General features: G+C 71.6%; 14 protein-coding genes. 6 read left to right on the forward strand and 8 right to left on the reverse strand.

Translation table 11 applies throughout. The features are described from left to right. Positions 1-90: 90 nt before the first annotated feature. The 3 genes from ATC03_RS05630 to ATC03_RS05640 all read left to right on the forward strand — a co-directional run bounded on the left by ATC03_RS05630 (position 91) and on the right by ATC03_RS05640 (position 3,640). Complete coding sequence (locus ATC03_RS05630) at positions 91-591, forward strand: hypothetical protein (RefSeq protein WP_067874179.1); 501 nt, start codon at positions 91-93, stop codon at positions 589-591. 117 nt (positions 592-708) lie between these two features. Further along, positions 709-1,839, forward strand: coding sequence for a DUF418 domain-containing protein (locus tag ATC03_RS05635; protein ID WP_067874182.1), 1,131 nt, complete (start codon positions 709-711; stop codon positions 1,837-1,839). Between the two features lies 1 nt (position 1,840). Next, positions 1,841-3,640 carry a glycoside hydrolase family 15 protein gene (locus ATC03_RS05640; RefSeq protein WP_067874188.1) on the forward strand — a complete coding sequence of 600 codons (1,800 nt, stop codon included), beginning with the start codon at positions 1,841-1,843 and terminating at the stop codon, positions 3,638-3,640. Here the strand turns inward: ATC03_RS05640 and ATC03_RS05645 are convergent. Further along, positions 3,565-4,065, reverse strand: coding sequence for a VanZ family protein (locus tag ATC03_RS05645; protein ID WP_067874191.1), 501 nt, complete (start codon positions 4,063-4,065; stop codon positions 3,565-3,567). The genes ATC03_RS05640 and ATC03_RS05645 overlap by 76 nt on opposite strands. Positions 4,066-4,327: 262 nt before the next feature. Between ATC03_RS05645 and ATC03_RS05650 the strand changes: the two genes are divergently transcribed. Continuing rightward, positions 4,328-5,575, forward strand: a complete 1,248-nt coding sequence (locus ATC03_RS05650) for a hypothetical protein (protein WP_067874194.1) — start codon at positions 4,328-4,330, stop codon at positions 5,573-5,575. A gap of 72 nt (positions 5,576-5,647) precedes the next feature. Here the strand turns inward: ATC03_RS05650 and ATC03_RS05655 are convergent, their stop codons facing one another. The 7 genes from ATC03_RS05655 to ATC03_RS05685 all read right to left on the reverse strand — a co-directional run bounded on the left by ATC03_RS05655 (position 5,648) and on the right by ATC03_RS05685 (position 14,079). Beyond that, positions 5,648-6,949 carry a UDP-glucose dehydrogenase family protein gene (locus tag ATC03_RS05655; protein WP_067874197.1) on the reverse strand — a complete coding sequence of 434 codons (1,302 nt, stop codon included), beginning with the start codon at positions 6,947-6,949 and terminating at the stop codon, positions 5,648-5,650. A 50-nt stretch (positions 6,950-6,999) separates the two neighbouring features. Beyond that, positions 7,000-8,778, reverse strand: coding sequence for an Ig-like domain-containing protein (locus ATC03_RS20795; RefSeq protein WP_067874200.1), 1,779 nt, complete (start codon positions 8,776-8,778; stop codon positions 7,000-7,002). A gap of 86 nt (positions 8,779-8,864) precedes the next feature. Further along, entirely contained in the window at positions 8,865-9,995 is a 1,131-nt protein-coding gene (locus tag ATC03_RS05665) for a glycosyltransferase family 4 protein (protein WP_067874203.1), read from the reverse strand. After that, complete coding sequence (locus ATC03_RS05670; RefSeq protein ID WP_084003695.1) at positions 9,992-10,633, reverse strand: acyltransferase; 642 nt, start codon at positions 10,631-10,633, stop codon at positions 9,992-9,994. Before ATC03_RS05670 ends, ATC03_RS05665 begins: the two co-directional genes overlap by 4 nt. Positions 10,634-10,635: 2 nt before the next feature. After that, complete coding sequence (locus ATC03_RS05675; RefSeq protein WP_067874207.1) at positions 10,636-11,949, reverse strand: wax ester/triacylglycerol synthase domain-containing protein; 1,314 nt, start codon at positions 11,947-11,949, stop codon at positions 10,636-10,638. Beyond that, complete coding sequence (locus tag ATC03_RS05680) at positions 11,946-12,881, reverse strand: glycosyltransferase family 2 protein (protein WP_067874209.1); 936 nt, start codon at positions 12,879-12,881, stop codon at positions 11,946-11,948. Before ATC03_RS05680 ends, ATC03_RS05675 begins: the two co-directional genes overlap by 4 nt. Further along, positions 12,865-14,079 carry a glycosyltransferase family 4 protein gene (locus ATC03_RS05685; RefSeq protein WP_067874212.1) on the reverse strand — a complete coding sequence of 405 codons (1,215 nt, stop codon included), beginning with the start codon at positions 14,077-14,079 and terminating at the stop codon, positions 12,865-12,867. Before ATC03_RS05685 ends, ATC03_RS05680 begins: the two co-directional genes overlap by 17 nt. Before the next feature lie 265 nt (positions 14,080-14,344). Here ATC03_RS05685 and ATC03_RS05690 point away from each other — a divergent pair, with 265 nt between their 5' ends. Beyond that, the gene (locus tag ATC03_RS05690; protein WP_067874214.1) at positions 14,345-15,190 is read left to right on the forward strand and encodes a hypothetical protein; all 846 of its coding nucleotides are present in this window, start codon (positions 14,345-14,347) and stop codon (positions 15,188-15,190) included. 5 nt (positions 15,191-15,195) lie between these two features. After that, complete coding sequence (locus tag ATC03_RS05695; RefSeq protein ID WP_067874216.1) at positions 15,196-16,773, forward strand: O-antigen ligase family protein; 1,578 nt, start codon at positions 15,196-15,198, stop codon at positions 16,771-16,773. Positions 16,774-16,776 lie beyond the last annotated feature (3 nt).

A 16,776-nucleotide genomic window follows, 5' to 3' on the forward strand; every position in this document is an offset into this window, starting at 1 on the left:
TGTCACCTTTCGGAAGGGTGCCACCACGGGGGGTTCCGAAATTGGGGGTTTCCTCCTGTGCTCATGAAGCATACGAGGGGTAACGCAATCATGATCCGAAAGATCCTTGCGACGGTTGCGGTCGTCGCCGTCGCACTCATCGCGGCACCGGCCGCAGCTCAAGCAGCCGGCGGCGCCGGGTACACCGGTCAGGGCACGAATGTCACGCTGACCGTCGGCGAGGTCGGCACGATGACGTTCAGCGGCCTGCCGCCGAACACGCCATCGACCGCGACGGCGCCGGACGCCGTCACGCTCGCCGTGCTGAAGGCCGCGACGGCCTCGAGGGCGACGGATGCGTCAGGATCCGTCTCGTTCCAGGTGTCGTCGAACACGCCGGGCACGTACACGATCACCGACACCGCGGGGGACTGGGTCGCCACGGGCACGCTGACCGTCGTGCCGGCGGACACCGCGAGCACGGGGGGTATCGCCAACACGGGCTACGACACCCCGGTGCTGTGGATCTGGATCGCCGGAGGCGCGCTGCTCCTCGGTGCGGCCCTGGTCGTCGTGATGACGACCGTGCGTCGCGCCCGCCAGCAGGACTGAGCCGGTCGAGCGCCGCGACACCTCTCGAGATCGTCGCAGAACGGAAGCCCGGATCTCTGATCCGGGCTTCCGTCGTGTCGTCACGGCAATCCGCGCGGATGCCCCGAGCATGAGCACATGACCACGCACGAGGCCGCGCCGGCCGCCATGCCGTCGGCGGCCCGCGTCATCGGCGTCGACGCGGCCAGGGGCCTCGCCCTCATCGGCATGTTCGTCGCGCACGTCGCGCCCATGGTCGAGGACCCGACCTCGGCCGCGCTCATCGGCATCGCCGACGAACGGCCGCGCCTCCTCTTCGCGCTCACCGCGGGCATCGGGCTCGGGTTCATCTCGGGAGGCGTGCGGCCGATCCCCACGACGGATCCGGCGGCCCGCGGCATCCTGCGTCGGCAGATCGCGATCAGGGCCGTGATCCTCATCGCGCTGGGGCTGCTCATCGCCGCCACGCTGCATCCGCTCGTGTTCATCATCCTCGACGTCTACGGCGTCGCATTCCTGCTCATGCTGCCGCTGCTGTTCCTGCCGCCGCGCGCGGCCCTGATGGTCGGCATCGGGCTGCTGGCGATCACGCCCGCGCTCGCCGAGATCGCCGCGCGCACGCCGTTCGTCGCCGAGGCCAGGCAGGGTGCGTTCCGCATCCCCGTCGACTGGGCGGTCAGCGGCGCCTACCCGGTGATCGTCTGGGTGCCCGTCATGTTGATCGGCCTCGCGCTCGCCCGTCTCGACCTGGCGTCGCGCAGCACGGTCTTCGTCGCGGGTCTCGTCGGCGTCGCCGTCGCCTGCATCATGCTGCCGCTCTCGACGCTGCCGCCCCAGCCCCAGATCGTGGCGGATGCCGCGTGGTCGGTGCCGCTGCGCGCGTCGCTCGAGACGCTCGGCAACACGGGCGTCGCGGTCGCGGTGGTCGCCGTGCTGCTCGTGCTCACGGGCCTCGCCGCGCCCGCGGTGCGCCGGGCTTCGATCACCATCACCTCACCGGTCGCCGCGATGGGCTCGATGCCGCTCAGCATCTACACGTTGCACCTCGTGGTGATCGCGCTCGCCATCCGAGTCGAGCCCGAGACCGGGGTGGTGACGGATGACTCGTGGCCGCTGCTCATCGGACTGGTCGTCGGCTCGATGCTGTTCGCCTGGCTGTGGCGCCATTTCATCGGGCGCGGGCCGCTCGAATGGCTGCTTCGATGGGCGAGCGGTCGATCGCGCGTCGCGCGGGCACCGTCGGACACGACGGCGAACGGACGGAGCTGAGATGCCGGCACCCATCGAGGAGTACGCGATCATCGGCGACTGCCGCACGACGGCGCTGCTCGACCGCGAGGGATCGATCGACTGGTACTGCCCGCCCCGCTTCGACTCGGCCTCGGTGTTCGGGGCGCTGCTCGGCGGCCCCGACCAGGGCCGTTGGCTGCTGCGACCCGACGACCCCGACGCGCTCTCCACCCGCCGCTACGACGGCGACACCTTCACGCTCGTCACCACCTGGACCTGCATCGACGGGGAGGTCGAGGTGATCGAGCTGATGCCGATCGGATCGGGCGCGCACGACGCCCGCAGCGACGTGATCCGCCGGGTGCGCGGCATCCGGGGTGCCGTGACGATGCGGCAGGACCTGCGGGTGCGCTTCGGCTACGCCGCCACCCTGCCGTGGATGCGTCAACTCGGAACCCACGAAGCGCCCGCGCTCGTCGCCGTCGCCGGGCCTGACGCGCTCGTGCTGCGCGGTCCCCACCTCATCGCGCGCGGACGCAGCCACCGCGGCACCTTCACGGTCGACGCGGGCGAGAGCGTCGACCTGCGCCTGACGTGGTTCCCGTCGCACCTCGACCTGCCCGAGCCGCTCGACGTCGACGAGGCGATCGAGGCGACCCGCACCTGGTGGACCGACTGGATCGCCGGCGCGGCCATGCTCGGCGCCTACGACGACGCGGTGCGACGGTCGCTGCTCGTGCTGCGGCTGCTGACGCACGAGGACACCGGCGGCATCGTCGCGGCCGCGACGACGAGCCTGCCCGAGGACTTCGGCGGCTCGCGCAACTGGGACTACCGCTACGTGTGGCTGCGCGACGCCTCGCTCACGCTGCAGGCGCTGCTGCGGCACGGGCTCGTCGCCGAGGCCGAGCACTGGCGGGGCTGGCTCGTGCGGGCCGTGGCGGGCGACCCCGCCGACGTGCAGATCATGTACGGCGTGGCCGGCGAGCGACGCCTGCCCGAATGGGAGGCCGGCGACCTGCCCGGCTACGGCGGGGCCGCCCCGGTGCGCATCGGCAACGCCGCCTCCGAACAGTTCCAGGCCGACGTGTTCGGCGAGGTGCTCATCGCGCTCGATGCCGTGCGGCACGACGGCTCGAACGACGACCCGTTCTCATGGCCGTTGCAGCGCGCCCTGCTCGGCGAGGCCGAGCGTCACCTCGATCGCCCCGACTCGGGCATCTGGGAGATCCGCGGTGCCGAGCAGTACTTCACGCACTCGCGGGTCATGCTGTGGGCGGCGTTCGACCGGGCGGTCAGCGCGGTCGAGCTCGACGGACGCGACGGGCCGGTCGAGCTCTGGCGCGACATCCGCGAGACGCTCGCCGAACGCATCGAACTGGCCGGCTTCGACGCGGGCCTCGGCAGCTACGTGCAGGCCGAGGGCATCGCCGAACCGGATGCCGCGCTGCTGCAGCTGCCGCAGGTAGGCTACGTCGCCGCCGACGACCCGCGCATGCTCGGCACGGTCGCGCACCTCGAGCGCACGCTCATGCGCGACGGGCTGCTGCGCCGCTACCGCACCGAGACCGACGTCGACGGCGTCGAGGGCGACGAGAACCCGTTCGTGGCGTGCTCGTTCTGGCTCGTCGAGCAGTACGCGCGGAGCGGTCGCCTCGACGACGCGGACCGGCTCATGCGACGCCTGCTCGGCTACGCGAACGACCTCGGGCTGCTCGCCGAGCAGGTCGACCCGAGCAGCGGCCGGCAGGCGGGCAACACGCCTCAGGCGCTCTCCCACCTCGCGCTCGTGCGCGCGGCCGACGCGATCGCCGACGCGCGCCGACGCCGAACGACGTAGTCCGCGACGACGACGACGGCCGCGCCCAGACCGGCGCCGAGCGTGTTCGCGAGCACGTCGCGGAGGTCGGTCGTGCGTCCGGGCAGGAACACGTGCTGCACGAGCTCGGCGAGGCAGCTCACCACGAGGCCCGCGACGACCGCCACGGCGATGCGCCGCACCGCCGAACGCTGGGACGCGGCGGCGAGCAGCATCCCGAGCGGAACGAACAGGACCGCGTTGAAGGCGAACTCGACGAACGCGTAGCTCGCCCATGCGGGGATGCCGAACGCCGCGAGCGCGCGCAGCAGCGGGTCGAAGCGGATGAACCCGCCGTCGCCGTCGATGTGCGCCGGCCAGAACAGCACGACGGCGAGCGCCGCGGCGTAGGCCGTTGCGGCGACCGCGAGCGCGATGCGCCGCTGACGCGAGATCCGGCCGATCATCGGGCCAGACTAGTCCGACATCATGACGGCGCGGTATCGTGCGTGGATCCGGCCGATGTCGGCCGGTGCCGGGCGGTGTCGGCCGACCGGGCGGCAGGCGCGTGTCGCGAGGTCGTCGCGCACTCGTAATGACGGGTTAACGCTCCACGACTAGCGTCGAAGTGTCGCACACGGGGGCTCGCGCGACGGTTCGCAGAGATCGGGCGCGTCATGGCGGCACCGATTGCGTCACGGAGTCCTTCCGATGATCGGAGCAAACCGCATGACGAAACCCATCTCCCGACGGACCCTGCTCACCGGAGCCGCGCTGCTGGCGCCGACGGCGATGGCGAGCGCCGCCTATCTCGATCCGCTCAGGCCGAGGTTCTGGCGGCCGAGCACGGTGCCGGCCGCGCCGGTGCACGGGGCCGTCGCGGCATCCACCGTGCGATCGTTCGGTCCGAACGGCACGCACTGGCCGACGCACACGCCGAAGCCGACGGCGACCTTCGCGAAGGTCATCGACGTCGCCTGCGACTGGACCGCGATCGGCCGGGCGATCTCCTCGGTCACCGACGCCCAGATCGCGGCGGGCGTGCACATCAGGGTCGCGCCGGGCACGCTGCCCGGGTACGGCGCGTCCTCGGGATCGCCGGCCGCGCTCAAGGGCGTCGGTCGGGGCACCGCCTCCAAGAACATCCTCGTGTCGCCGAAGAACGGTTGGGGCTCGGTGACGGTCGCCGACTCGGCGCGGCTCGTGGGCGTCAAGGGCGTCACGTTCGCGCGCATCAACGGCCGGTTCATGCTGCTCACCGACTGCAGCCGCACGGCGTGGGCGCAGTCGAAGGTCTCGCACGGGTTCCGCATGACCTCCTCGAGCGGCGTGCTCGAGGGCTGTTCGGCCCATGAGGTCGTCATGGCCGACGCGAAGGTCGACATCAACGACCCGTTCGGCTATGCCGCCGGCACGAACTCGATCATCAAGGATTCCCTGTGGGAGGGATGCTACTGCGCGCCCGTGTTCCGTCCGAGCGGCGCGAAGGACCACATCGACTCGCTCCAGATGTACGGCAACGGCGGATATCGCGGGCTCACGATCCGCGACTCCACGCTCTTCGGCGCCCTCAACAGCGCACTCCAGATCGGGGGAGCGAAGCCGCAGGACCCGAATCTCGGCACGCCGTTCCTCACGCTCGACCACACGATCCTCACCGCGCAGATCTTCGCGATCCGCGTGCGCTACCCGCTGCCCTCGGGTGCGCAGGGGCCGACCATCGGGCAGGCGATCAACGGCAGCGGAGAGCCGGGGCAGCTCTATGCGAACGACTCGTATGTCTTCGGATCGATGTACGACACGCAGTGGGCCTCGGTCACGAACAGCTTCACGTCGTACGACAAGGCCGCGTCGAAGAACCTCTCCGCGGCGGGCGGGTGGAAGGTCGACACCGGCATGAGCTCCTACGGATCGGCCTGGTTCGACCAGCAGACCCCGACGCCGACCGACGCCTACCTCGCCCGCATCTGGGCCTGAGGCCGAGCCCGACGACGTGGAAGAGGGGTGCCGCTCATCGAGCGGCACCCCTCTTCGCGCGTGCGAAGCGCGTCAGCTGCGGCCCATGCCCACGTAGCTCCAGCCGGCGGCCTTCCACGCCTCGGTGTCGAGCGCGTTGCGGCCGTCGATGATGACCGACGCCCGCGAGATCGACTTCACGTGAGCCGGGTCGAGCCCCACGTACTCGGGCCACTCGGTCACGAGCACCACGAGGTCGGCGTGACGCAGGGCCTCCTCGGTGGCCGAGGTGTAGAGGAGCTGCGGATGCCGCAGGCGGGCGTTGTCGATGCCCTCGGGGTCGGTGACGACCACGTCGGCTCCGAGACCCTTCAGCTGAACGGCCACGTCGAGCGCGGGGGAGTCGCGAACGTCGTCGGAGTGGGGCTTGAACGTGACCCCGAGCACCGCGACCTTCTTGCCGTACGGCGCTCCGCCGAGGGCGTCGACCGCGAGGTCGACCACCCGCACGCGGCGTCGCAGGTTGATCGCGTCGACCTCCTTGAGGAAGGCGACCGACTCGCCGCGACCGAGCTCCTCGGCGCGCGCCGTGAACGCGCGGATGTCCTTGGGCAGGCATCCGCCGCCGAAGCCGACGCCGGCGTTGAGGAAGCGCCGGCCGATGCGCGCGTCGTGCCCGATCGCATCGGCGAGGCTCGTGATGTCGGCGCCGGTGACCTCGGCGATCTCGGCCATCGCGTTGATGAACGAGATCTTCGTCGCCAGGAACGCGTTCGCGGCGACCTTCACGAGCTCCGCCGTCGCGTAGTCGGTCACGATGCGGGGGGTGCCGGCACCGATGGCCGTCGCGTAGACGCCGTCGAGCACCTCGACGTCGCGCTCGTCGCCGACGCCGTAGACGAGCCGATCGGGCTCGATCGTGTCCTTCACGGCGTAGCCCTCGCGCAGGAACTCGGGGTTCCACGCCAGCCGAGCACCCGTACCCGACTCGGCGATGCGATCGGCGAGTCGACGCGCAGTGCCGACGGGCACGGTGCTCTTGCCGACGATCAGGTCGCCCTCCTTCAGGTACGGCAGCAGGGCCTCGATCGCGGCATCGACGTACTTCAGGTCGGCCGCATAGCCGTCGGCCGACTGCGGCGTGCCGACCGCGATGAAGTGCACGGTCGCATCCGCGACCTCGGCGATGTCGGTCGAGAACCGCAGACGGCCCGTCGCGCCCGCCGAGGTGAGCACCTCGGGCAGCCCGGGCTCGTAGAACGGCGGCCGACCGGCCTGCAGCGCCTCGACCTTCGAGGGATCCACGTCGATGCCGACGACCTCGTGGCCGAGTTCGGCCATGGCGGAGGCGTGGACCGCTCCGAGGTAGCCGCATCCGATGACGGAGAGCTTCATACGTGGTTCCTCTCTTCGGGGTCGAGCCGGTCGGCGCACTGCGGCGGGGCTCAGTTGCGTACTGCGATCGTGATGGGCGCGCTCGTGCCGACGTTGCCCGCGGCATCCGTGGCCTTGGCCGTCACGCCGTACGCACCGTTAGGATACTTGCGCGAATCGAGCAGTGCCCTCCAGGTGCCGTCGGCCTGCTTCGTGGCGTTGCCGAGCTTCGTGGTTCCCGCCCAGAGTGCGACGGCCGTGACGCCGACGTTGTCGGTGGCCGAGACCAGCACCGCGACGGACGCCCCCGAGACCGAACTGCCCGGGGCCGGCGACGTGATCCTGGCCTCCGGTGTCGTCCGATCCGGGGTGGGGGTCGGCGTCGGGGTGGGCGTCGGGGTCGGCGTCGGCGTGGGCGTCGGCGTCGGCGTGGGCGTCGGGGTCGGCGTCGGCGTCGGCGTCGGGGTCGGGGTCGGCGTCGGCGTGGGCGTGGGCGTCGGGGTGGGCGTCGGCGTCGGCGTGGGCGTCGGCGTGGGCGTCGAGCCCGACGGCACGGCCGAGAGCAGATATCCGAAGTACTTGCCGGCGACGGGCTTCGTGGGGTCGCCCGTGAAGACGTGCCCGCGCGCCGCGGCGGCCTGCGCCTGTCCGCGGATGATGGAGATGACCTCGTCGGTCGAGCGACCCTCGCATGGGCCGAACGCGTAGCAGGCGACGACGACGCCGCTCGCGGCACCGGTCGCCATGCTCGTGCCGGTCGCCACGTAGCCGTACCGGTTGCCCTTCTTCGTCGTGTACGGGCAGACGCCGGGTGCGGCGACCGTGTGCGCCTGGTCGGCCGCGCTCACGGCGTAGTTCGTCGAGACCGCGTACGCGTCGTCCTTGGTCGTGACGCTGCAGGGCGCCGTGCCGAGACCGCCCGGCTTGCCGTCGAAGTCGGCCATGTTGGTCACGACCAGCACCTCGTCGAAGTTGCCGGGGGAGTAGAGCGCGAGGTCCCTTCCGGAGTTGCCGGCGCCGGCGACGATCGAGATGCCGTCCTCGGTCAGGGCGCAGACGGCCTGGTGCACGGCGTCGCCGTTCGTCCGGCCGCAGTTGCCGTCGTCGGTGCCCGTGTACGCGATGCTCATGTTCACCACGGCGATGTCCTTCGCCGCGGCGTTGTCGGCCACCCATTCCAGCCCGCAGAGGAGCGACTGCACGGTGCCGAGCAGGTCGTCGCCGAGCACGCGCACCGAGTGGATCGGCACGCCGGGAGCGGTGCCGACGATGCCCGTCGCGTTGTCGATCGCACCGAGCACGCCCGACACGCCGGTCCCGTGGCCGTCGCCGTCGGCCGCAGTGCCGGTCGGCAGGCAGTTGACCGCCGTCGCGAGGTTGAGGTCGGTGTGCGTGCTCACGCCGGAGTCGATGACCGCGACCCCCGGACCCGTCCACGTGCCGACCCCGTCGCCCGCGTCGACCGGCGGCTCGTCGGCCTCGACCGCGCCGACGGCCGGCGGTACGGCCTGGGCGAGCGCCGTCACCGGGGCCTCGGCCATGAGTCCCAGCACCGACCCGTCGCCGGCGAGCGACGCCGTCTGCTCGGTCGTGAGCGTGGCCGAGAACCCGGCGAAGATGGAGTCGTAGAGGCGGGTGGGCGCCACCCCGGTCGATCCGATCGCGGCATCGCGCGCCGCGACATCCGTGAACGTGACCGTGTAGGCGCCCGCGGGCGGCGGCTCGGCTGCCGACGCGGGGGCGCCGATGAAGGCCGCGGTCGCGAGCACGGCTGCAGCCGTGCCGGCGAGCACGGCGAGACGTCGACGGCTGCGGCGCGCCGGTCGCGTCTGGGACTCGAGTTCGGACATCGGACTCCTCGGTTCTGTCGGGTGCAGTGGTGGATGACGGTGCAGGGCTTTCGGGCGGCGAGCCGACGGCGGACCGTCGCGCCGGGTCAGGGGTTCAGCGACGCGGAGGTCTCGGGCTGCGGATCGTCGACCCGCGCGGGATCTCGCGCCCCGCGATACGCCTCGACCGTCGAACGCGCGATCGCGTTCCAGTCGAGGCGGTCGAGCGGGGCTCGATCGGGGCGGGGGATCGCCGCCCACTCGAGCGTCCTGGCGAGCTCGGCCGCGTCGAAGTCCCCTTCGTAGCAGCGGACCCATTCGGATCCGACCTGGTCCTGGAGTTCGCGCATCGCGCCGAGCGCCGGCACCACGACCGGTCGGTCGGCCGAGAGCGCGAGGATCGCCGACCCGGAGTTCTGGATGGCCCGGTACGGCAGCACCACGACATCCGCAGCCCTGAGCCAGCCGACGATCGCCGCATCGGACTGGAACGCGAGATCGAGGAGCACTCGGGGGTCGGATCCGGCGGCGGTGGCGATCTCGGCCGCGAGCGGCGCGCCGGCCGGCTTGCCGGCCACGACGAGTCGCACCTGGTGCTCGCTCTCGACGACCGTGCGGACCAGCTCGGGGATGTTCTTGTAGCTGCGGATCATGCCGACCGAGGCGACGACCGGTGCGCCGTCCTCGAGGCCGCGTTCGGCGCGCGCCTCCGCGCGGGGGACCGACAGGTCGTAGTCGAGCCGGTAGTGCCCGTGGGGCGTGACCGTGCCCGGCTTCGCGGCGAGCTCGGGATACGCGGCGCGCGCGGCGTCGAGTCCGCCGGCGCTCAGCGAGAGGAGCGCATCGACCTCCTCGACGAGCAGCCGTCGGTGCATCGCCCGCAGCCCCGGCGTCGAGCGCTGCTCGTGCGAGGCGACGTTGTGCACGGTCCAGACGAGCTTCGTGCCGTTGCGCAGGCGCGCGATGCGGAGGCCGGCTCGGAACAGCAGCAGGCGCGCGAGCACCCGCCACCGCCGCCCGGTGAGGAAGGTCAGCTCCGGCCAGTGCAGGTGCACGATGTCGATCCGCCCGGTGAACAGCCGCAGGTACGAGAGGTCGCGCACGGTGTGCCCCTCGCCGACGATCGTCGTGCAGAGGCGCGCGTTGTACGGGTTCGCGTGGGCCGTGCGGAAGGCCGGCTCGGCCTCGATCACGAGCGGGCGATCGGCGGCGGCGGCCGGTCCGCGGACGCCCGTCATGCGGGCACCGCGTTCGGGCGTTCGGGTTCTGCGAGCTCGGCCTCGACGGGTTCGGACTCCGCGAGCTCGGCCTCGGTAGGCGCGGGAGCCGCGACCTCGGTCGCCGTGGCCACCGCCTTCGGCCGCTCCCCGATGATCCTCGCCGGGATCCCGCCCGCGATCGCCTGCGCCGGAACGTCCTTCGTGACGACCGCGCCCGCGGCGATGACCGCCCCGGCGCCGATCGTGACCCCGGCGAGCACGACCACGTTGGCGCCGAGCCACGCGCCGTCGCCGATCACGATGTCCTGCTCGGTCTTGGGCTGGTCCATGATCGCGATCTCGCCCTGCTCGATGCCGTAGTTCGAGGCGGTGAGGGTCACGTTGGGGGCGAACAGGCACTTCTCGCCGATCACGATGCGGCCGGTGCTGTTGCCGGCCCAGATCACGGAGTGCTCGCCGAGGTGGCTGCCCGCGCCGATGCTGATCCGTTCGGCATTGCGGAACGACACGTTCGGCGCCATCGACACCCCCGCGCCGAGCTGCAGGCGGCGCGCCTGGCGCACGTGCGAGTAGCTCGAGAAGTGCGCGAGTCGGAGGGCGTGCGCGTAGGTGCGCAGGTCGAGCAGGGACTGGGCGACGCCGGAGAGCCTGGGCATGATCACCGCCCGACGATCGCGGGCACGCCCGAGAAGGCGTCGGAGATCACGGTCATCACGGCATCGACGTCGGTCGTCGCGCGCGCCGTCACCGAGATCGTGAGTTTCGTGCCGTACGAGCAGGCGAGGACCGCGAGATCGTCGCGCGGGTCGCCCGCCGGCCACCCGGTGACCGAGGCGATGGGCGCCTCGCCGAAGAAGCGCTGCCTGGGGCCCCAGGTGATGTACGTCGCGTATCCGCGCCAGTTCGGTGCGCCGAGGTCGCGTGGCGCCCGGTCGTCGACCGCAGCCTGCACCTGCGCCCGCACCGACGGCACCACGAGTTCGAGCGGGTCGGCGGTCGGCACGGTCACCTTCACGATGCTGATGTGGTTGCGGGCCGCGTCATCCGTTCGCGAGCGTCGAGAGATCGGCACGAGCAGCGACACCGTCTCGGAGGCGGGCTCGAGCTCGGCGACCGCCCGCAGGGTCGCGGCGACGGTGAGGTCGTGGATCGTGCCGCCGAGCCGGTAGGCGAGCTTCATCGAGGGTGAGAGGTCGACCTCGATGAACCGCGAGTGGCGCGGCACGAGCAGGCGTTCGGCCTCGCCGGAGGCGACGATCGCCTGATTCTTCAGCGGTCGGATGACGCGTCCGCCCCATCTGCGGAGGCGCCGCGTGAACGGCTTCCGCCAGTACTCGTGCCAGGCCGAGCCGAACCCGTCCCTCGCCGACCACCACGAGCGCCAGGCGATCACGAGGATCCCGAACCCCGTGCGCGGGGCGGTGCCGACGGCGTCGCGGTCGGCTTCGGCGACCGCGGGGAGCTCGGGCGTGGGCGTCGTGCCGGCGACCACGTCGCCGATCTTGAGCCCGAACAGCGCATCCCCGATGACGTGGTGGTAGCGCGCGACGATCGCGACCCGGCCGCTGTCGAGTTCGACCACGAGGAAGTCCCAGAGCGGGCGGGACAGGTCCATCGGCCCGTTCAGCCGGCCCGTGAGGATCTCGACCCGGCGGGGGTCGTCGGGCTCGATGACGGGGTGCAGCGTCACGTGCGCCGCGATGTCGAGATCGTCGACGGGCACCCACGCCGGGGTCGTGAGTCGGAGCGGCGTCGGGGCGAGCCGTTGCCGCATCGCCGGCACCCGCCAGGTCAGGGCGGCGAGCCGGTCGCGCACGGCGCTCAGGTCGATCGAGCCGTCGGCCGCCCGCATCCGCTCGCCGTCGAGGACCAGCGCCGCGGCGGCGATCATCGACTCGAAGGCGACCACGTTCGCGACGTACTTCTCGTCGAGCGTGCCGATCAGCTCGGCCTTCGTCTCGCGCTGGGTCATCGGGCCCTCCCGGGGTCTCGATCGATCGGGGACTCGAGGGGCGTCACCGGTGGCGGGTGCTCGTCGACGAACGTCGAGCCGTTCAGGTGCATGCCGGCGCCGGCGAAGAACCCCTGGCGGATGCCCCGCAGCATCGCCCGGTCGGCCTTGCCCTTGCGGGGGTCGCGCACATGTCGCACCGCCCGCCCGCCCGTGCGCTTGAGGAGCACCGCGAGCGTCGCCACGCCGACGGTGAACCGCAGCCGCAGCATCTTGTTGGCGAGCGCACCGAGCCCGAGCCCGTACCCGTGGTGGAGCTCGGTGTAGGAGTCGCCGTGCCGGGTGTTCATGTGGTGGATGATGCAGGTGGGGTCGTGCACGATCGCGTGCCCGGCCTCGAGCACGCGGCAGAACATGTCGAGGTCCTCGGCGCCCGCGAGCGTACGGCCCGCGCCGAGCACCGGGTCGAACCCGCCGAGCTCGAGCACGAGTTCGCGCCGGAACGCCATCACGGCGCCGTGCCCGGCGTCGATGCCCTGCACGGTGCGCGTGTACCGCCTGGGAGGTTCGGCGCTGCCCGTGCCGACGAGCGTGTGGTCGAGCATGCGACCGGTGACGGCGCCGACCGCGGGGTCGGCGAAGTGTTCGAGCACGGGGTCGATCCAGCCGGTGACGGCCACGCAGTCGTCATCGGTGAACAGCACGAGCGGCCGGGTGCTCGTGCGCAGCCCGAGATCGCGGGCGATCGAGAGGCCCCGGATGTCGCTGCGCACGTACGCGGCCCCCGCGGCGATCGCCGCGTCGCGGGTCGCGCCATCGTCGGAGGCCGAATCCACGACGAGCACCTCGACGTCGGAGGGCACCGACGCGAGGATCGACTCGAGTGCGGCGCCGAGCATCGTGGCACGGTTGCGCGTGCAGACGATGACGGCGAGATCATGGGGCGTCGGCACGCACACGTCCGTTCACTGCCAGCGCGGGCTGCGCCGTGTACGCCGCGACGAGGCTGGCCGCCGCCGCGGCCCAGGTGAGCTCGGGGCCGTGCTCGAGCGCCGCACGTCGCAGGCGTCCGAGGGTGGCCGGGCTGGTCGCGAGCAGGTCGAGGTGGGCGGTGAGGGCTGCGACGTCGCCCGTGTCGTGCACGAGGCCGTGGACGTCGTGCTCGAGCAGGGCGCCGGCCGCGGTCGAGACGAGCGGCACGCATCCGGCGGCCTGCGCCTCGTAGGTCACGAGCGCGCTGCCCTCCTCGATGCTCGGCAGCAGCAGCACGTCGGCCCCGACGAGCTCCGCGAGCGGTTCGGTCGTCACGCCGCGCAGCTGCACGCTCGGATGCGCGAGGCGCTCGCCGAGCACGGCGCGATACGCCTCGTCGACGGCGCCGTAGACGAGGAACGTGCCGCGCTCGCTCGCCGACGAGGCGAGCCACGCGTCGAGGGCGAAGTGGAGTCCCTTGCGCGGCTCGACGCGGCCGAGGAACACCGCGGTGAGCGGGGCGCCGTCGACGTCGCGCCGTTCGATCGGGCCGGGCGGCGTGCATCCGTACCGGTGGCGCCGGAGCCTCGACTCGTCGAAGCCGCGGTCGAGGAAGGTCGTCGCGACGGCGTCGGACGGCACGAGCAGCGCCGTCGCGGTCGCCCACTCGCGCTGCTCGGTCGCGAGGCGCACGGGGTCGGCCGCGTGCGAGGAGCCCGCGCGCGGCGCGATGCCGAGCCGTGCGGACTCGGCAGCGACGACCTCGTAGGCGTTCGCGGTGTGCGTGTTCGGCACTTCGCGGTACGAGCGGATGCCGCGCGCCTCGGCCGCGGCGATGGTGCGGGTCGCGGCGAGCGGCCAGACATGCACGACCTCTGGTCGCCGTCTCGCGATCGCTCGGGACGCGACGTGGTCGTGCCAGGCGAGCGCCCGATCCCGGCCGATCACCCGGTGCGGGATCCGGCGGCCGGCGACCTCGAGGGAGGTCGTCACCGAGGCGAGTCCGTCGACCGGGCGCGCGACACTCGCCGCGACGAGGTGCACGACGTGCCCGGCGCGGACCAGCTCGTTGACCTGGTTCCATGCCGTCCATCCGATGCCCGCCGCCCCGAGGGCGTGCGGAAAGCTGTAGAGGATGGAGATGCGTTCGCCGTCCCTCGTCGATCTCGATGAGCCCATGAGCAACCCCCGTGACGCAGACTGTGTTCCTCCAACCATCCGGTCCGCGTGCGAGGCGCACAACGCCGTGCGTCGTTTCGACTCGGAGAGTTAACAGGCCCGCAACAGAAAACGGGTGCGCCGTTAATACCTCGGACCCAGCATGAGCATGACGAAGTGTTCCTCTATCTCTACTGCGACGGCGCACCGGGTTCCGAGAGATCGGACGGGGAGCATGCGCGGTCCACGACCCTTTCCGGGTCGCGAAAGTGAGGGAGACGTACACATGGAGACTCCGAAGTACCTTCAGACGCTGTGGAGCTACAAGTGGCTGCTCGCGTTCGGACTGGTCGTCGCTGCGGTCGCCGCGTTCTTCGCGGGGTTCAGCATCACGAACGGCGAGGTCCAGTCGCGCGCCGTCCAGTCGTACACGGCGAGCACGACCGTGCTCGTGACCAGTCCGAACGACACGCTCTTCCAGTCGCAGGTTCCCGGGGCGACGATCGAAGAGGGCGTGAGCGCGCCCGAACCGCTCGATCTCGCGTCCGCGACCCAGATCTACGCCTACCTGGTGTCGGGCGCCGAGGTGCGCACCGAGGTCGAGGCGGCCGTGGGGCCGCTCGACGAGGACACCGAGTCGATCACCGCGATCCGCCGGACCACGCAGCCGGCCGGTGACGAGCGGTTCCCTGGGTCGCTGAAGCTGCCGGTGCTGCAGATCGTCGGCACGGCTCCCACGGCCGAGCGGGCCGAGGAGATCAGCGCCGCTGCGACGGACGTGTTCCTCGGGTACGTCGCCGATCAGCAGGAGGCCAAGCAGATCGCCCCCGAGAACCGGGTCGAGCTCGAGGTGCTGAGTTCGGGCGCCGCCGTGGCATCTGCCACGGGCAATCCCGCGATCCCGATCGTGGTCACCGGGTTCGCGGTGTTCCTCGGGTTCGTCGCGCTGGCCTTCGTGCTCGCCGCGATCCGATCGAACCGCAACAAGCGCAACCGCCCGCGCCGTCGCTCGCGTGCGGCCGCGCCGACCGGCGGCGACACCGCGCCCGACTCCGAGGCGAACGACATCGAGGAGATCCAGACCTCCGACGACGACCAGGTCCTGGTCGGCGCCGGCACCCGGGCGGACTGAGGCGCATGAGCGTCGCCGACGCCGTGAGTGAGGCGCAGGGCACGCCGAGCCGCAGGAGGGTCGTGATCGCGGCGGCCGTGCTCGCGGTCGTCGCGCTCGCCGCAGTGCTGCTCATGCCGCCGCTCATCGCGGCCGCGGCCATCGGGTTCACCGCGGTGCTCGTGCTGCTCCGCCGCTTCGTCTTCACCTGGTCGGCCATGATCATCGGCCTCGCCGCGGTCATCATGCTCGTTCCCGCCAGGCGGTACGCGATCCCGATCCCGCTGCCGTTCCAGCTCGAGCCCTACCGGCTGGTGCTCGGCATCGTGCTCGTCGCGCTCGTGGTCTCGCTCATCCTGAAACCCGAGGTGCGGTGGCGTCCGGTGGCGTTCGGCTGGCCGATCGGCATCTTCCTCACGACGATCGCCGTGTCGTTCGTCATCAACGTCACCGAGCTGGCGAACGAGGCGCTCGTGCAGACGGCCCTCGGCGGCATGACGCAGATGCTGTTCATGCTCGCGGTGTTCTTCTGCTTCCGGCTCCTGCTCCGCAGCGAACGCGACGTCATGCTGCTCATCACGTTCGTCACGTGGGCGGGCGTGGTCGTCGCCTTCTTCGCGATCATCGAGCGCCTCTCGCGGTTCAACGTCTTCCTCGTGCTCGGCAACGTCCTGCCGCTGACCCTGCTCCGCGAGGGCGGCGACGTGAGCAGGGCCGGTGTCGCACGGGCGTTCGGCTCGGCGCAGCATCCGATCGCCCTGGCCGTGGCGCTCTGCATCCTGATCCCCTTGGCCGTCTACCTCGCGAAGTACGCGGCCTGGCCGCGCAACGAGATCAATCGCAAGATCGTCTACGCGGGCGCCGTGATCCTGCTGTTCGGCGGCATCATGGCCGCGATCTCGCGCACGGCCGTCGTGGTGCTCGCGGTCATGTTCCTCGTGACGCTGATCTTCCATCCGAAGGTCGCGGGCGTGCTGTTCGTGCTCGCGATGCCGGTCGTGCTCCTCGCGGCCGCGGTGCTGCCGAAGGTGTTCGAGTCGATGGTGCTCTCCTTCCTCGACGTCGACTCGCTCGTCGCGTCGCAGTACACGTCGGCGGGCATGGGCGGTGCCGGCCGTCTGGCCGACCTCGAACCGGCCATGGCCGAGGTGGAGCAGCAACCGTTCTTCGGCAGCGGGTTCGGCAGCCGCATCGTGATCGGCGACGACGCGAACGCGTTCATCCTCGACAACCAGTTCCTCGGCACGCTCATGGAGACGGGAGCGCTCGGCGTGCTCGGACTCGCGGTGTTCCTGCTCGTACCGCCGATCATGCTCCTGCGCTTCGCGTTCGCGCAGGCGGCCGAGCGTCGGCACGCGGTGCTCGCGCTCGCCATCGCCGTGGCGATCTCCGGCTACATCGCGGCGATCTTCTTCTACGACGCGTTCGGCTTCTTCCAGACCTTCTTCATCCTCTGCATGCTGCTCGCCGCGGGCGCGTGGCTGGTGACCGAGGCGCCGAGGCGGTCGGCCACCGGAGGGGCGGATGCCGCGGCATCCGTCGACGACACGATCACCGGCCGGGCAACCATCGAAGAGCCGGTGCTCGGGGCGGGTGCGCGATGACGG

Source organism: Agromyces aureus, from assembly GCF_001660485.1.
GTDB lineage: Bacteria > Actinomycetota > Actinomycetes > Actinomycetales > Microbacteriaceae > Agromyces > Agromyces aureus.

Coding starts and splice junctions, on each gene's coding strand:
- ATC03_RS05630 (WP_067874179.1), top strand. CDS start 91: ATGATCCGAAAGATCCTTGCGACGGTTGCGGTCGTCGCCGTCGCACTC.
- ATC03_RS05670 (WP_084003695.1), bottom strand. CDS start 10,633: ATGCCCAGGCTCTCCGGCGTCGCCCAGTCCCTGCTCGACCTGCGCACC.
- ATC03_RS05665 (WP_067874203.1), bottom strand. CDS start 9,995: ATGACGGGCGTCCGCGGACCGGCCGCCGCCGCCGATCGCCCGCTCGTG.
- ATC03_RS05690 (WP_067874214.1), top strand. CDS start 14,345: ATGGAGACTCCGAAGTACCTTCAGACGCTGTGGAGCTACAAGTGGCTG.
- ATC03_RS05640 (WP_067874188.1), top strand. CDS start 1,841: ATGCCGGCACCCATCGAGGAGTACGCGATCATCGGCGACTGCCGCACG.
- ATC03_RS05635 (WP_067874182.1), top strand. CDS start 709: ATGACCACGCACGAGGCCGCGCCGGCCGCCATGCCGTCGGCGGCCCGC.
- ATC03_RS05675 (WP_067874207.1), bottom strand. CDS start 11,949: ATGACCCAGCGCGAGACGAAGGCCGAGCTGATCGGCACGCTCGACGAG.
- ATC03_RS05645 (WP_067874191.1), bottom strand. CDS start 4,065: ATGATCGGCCGGATCTCGCGTCAGCGGCGCATCGCGCTCGCGGTCGCC.
- ATC03_RS05685 (WP_067874212.1), bottom strand. CDS start 14,079: ATGGGCTCATCGAGATCGACGAGGGACGGCGAACGCATCTCCATCCTC.
- ATC03_RS05655 (WP_067874197.1), bottom strand. CDS start 6,949: ATGAAGCTCTCCGTCATCGGATGCGGCTACCTCGGAGCGGTCCACGCC.
- ATC03_RS05695 (WP_067874216.1), top strand. CDS start 15,196: ATGAGCGTCGCCGACGCCGTGAGTGAGGCGCAGGGCACGCCGAGCCGC.
- ATC03_RS20795 (WP_067874200.1), bottom strand. CDS start 8,778: ATGTCCGAACTCGAGTCCCAGACGCGACCGGCGCGCCGCAGCCGTCGA.
- ATC03_RS05650 (WP_067874194.1), top strand. CDS start 4,328: ATGACGAAACCCATCTCCCGACGGACCCTGCTCACCGGAGCCGCGCTG.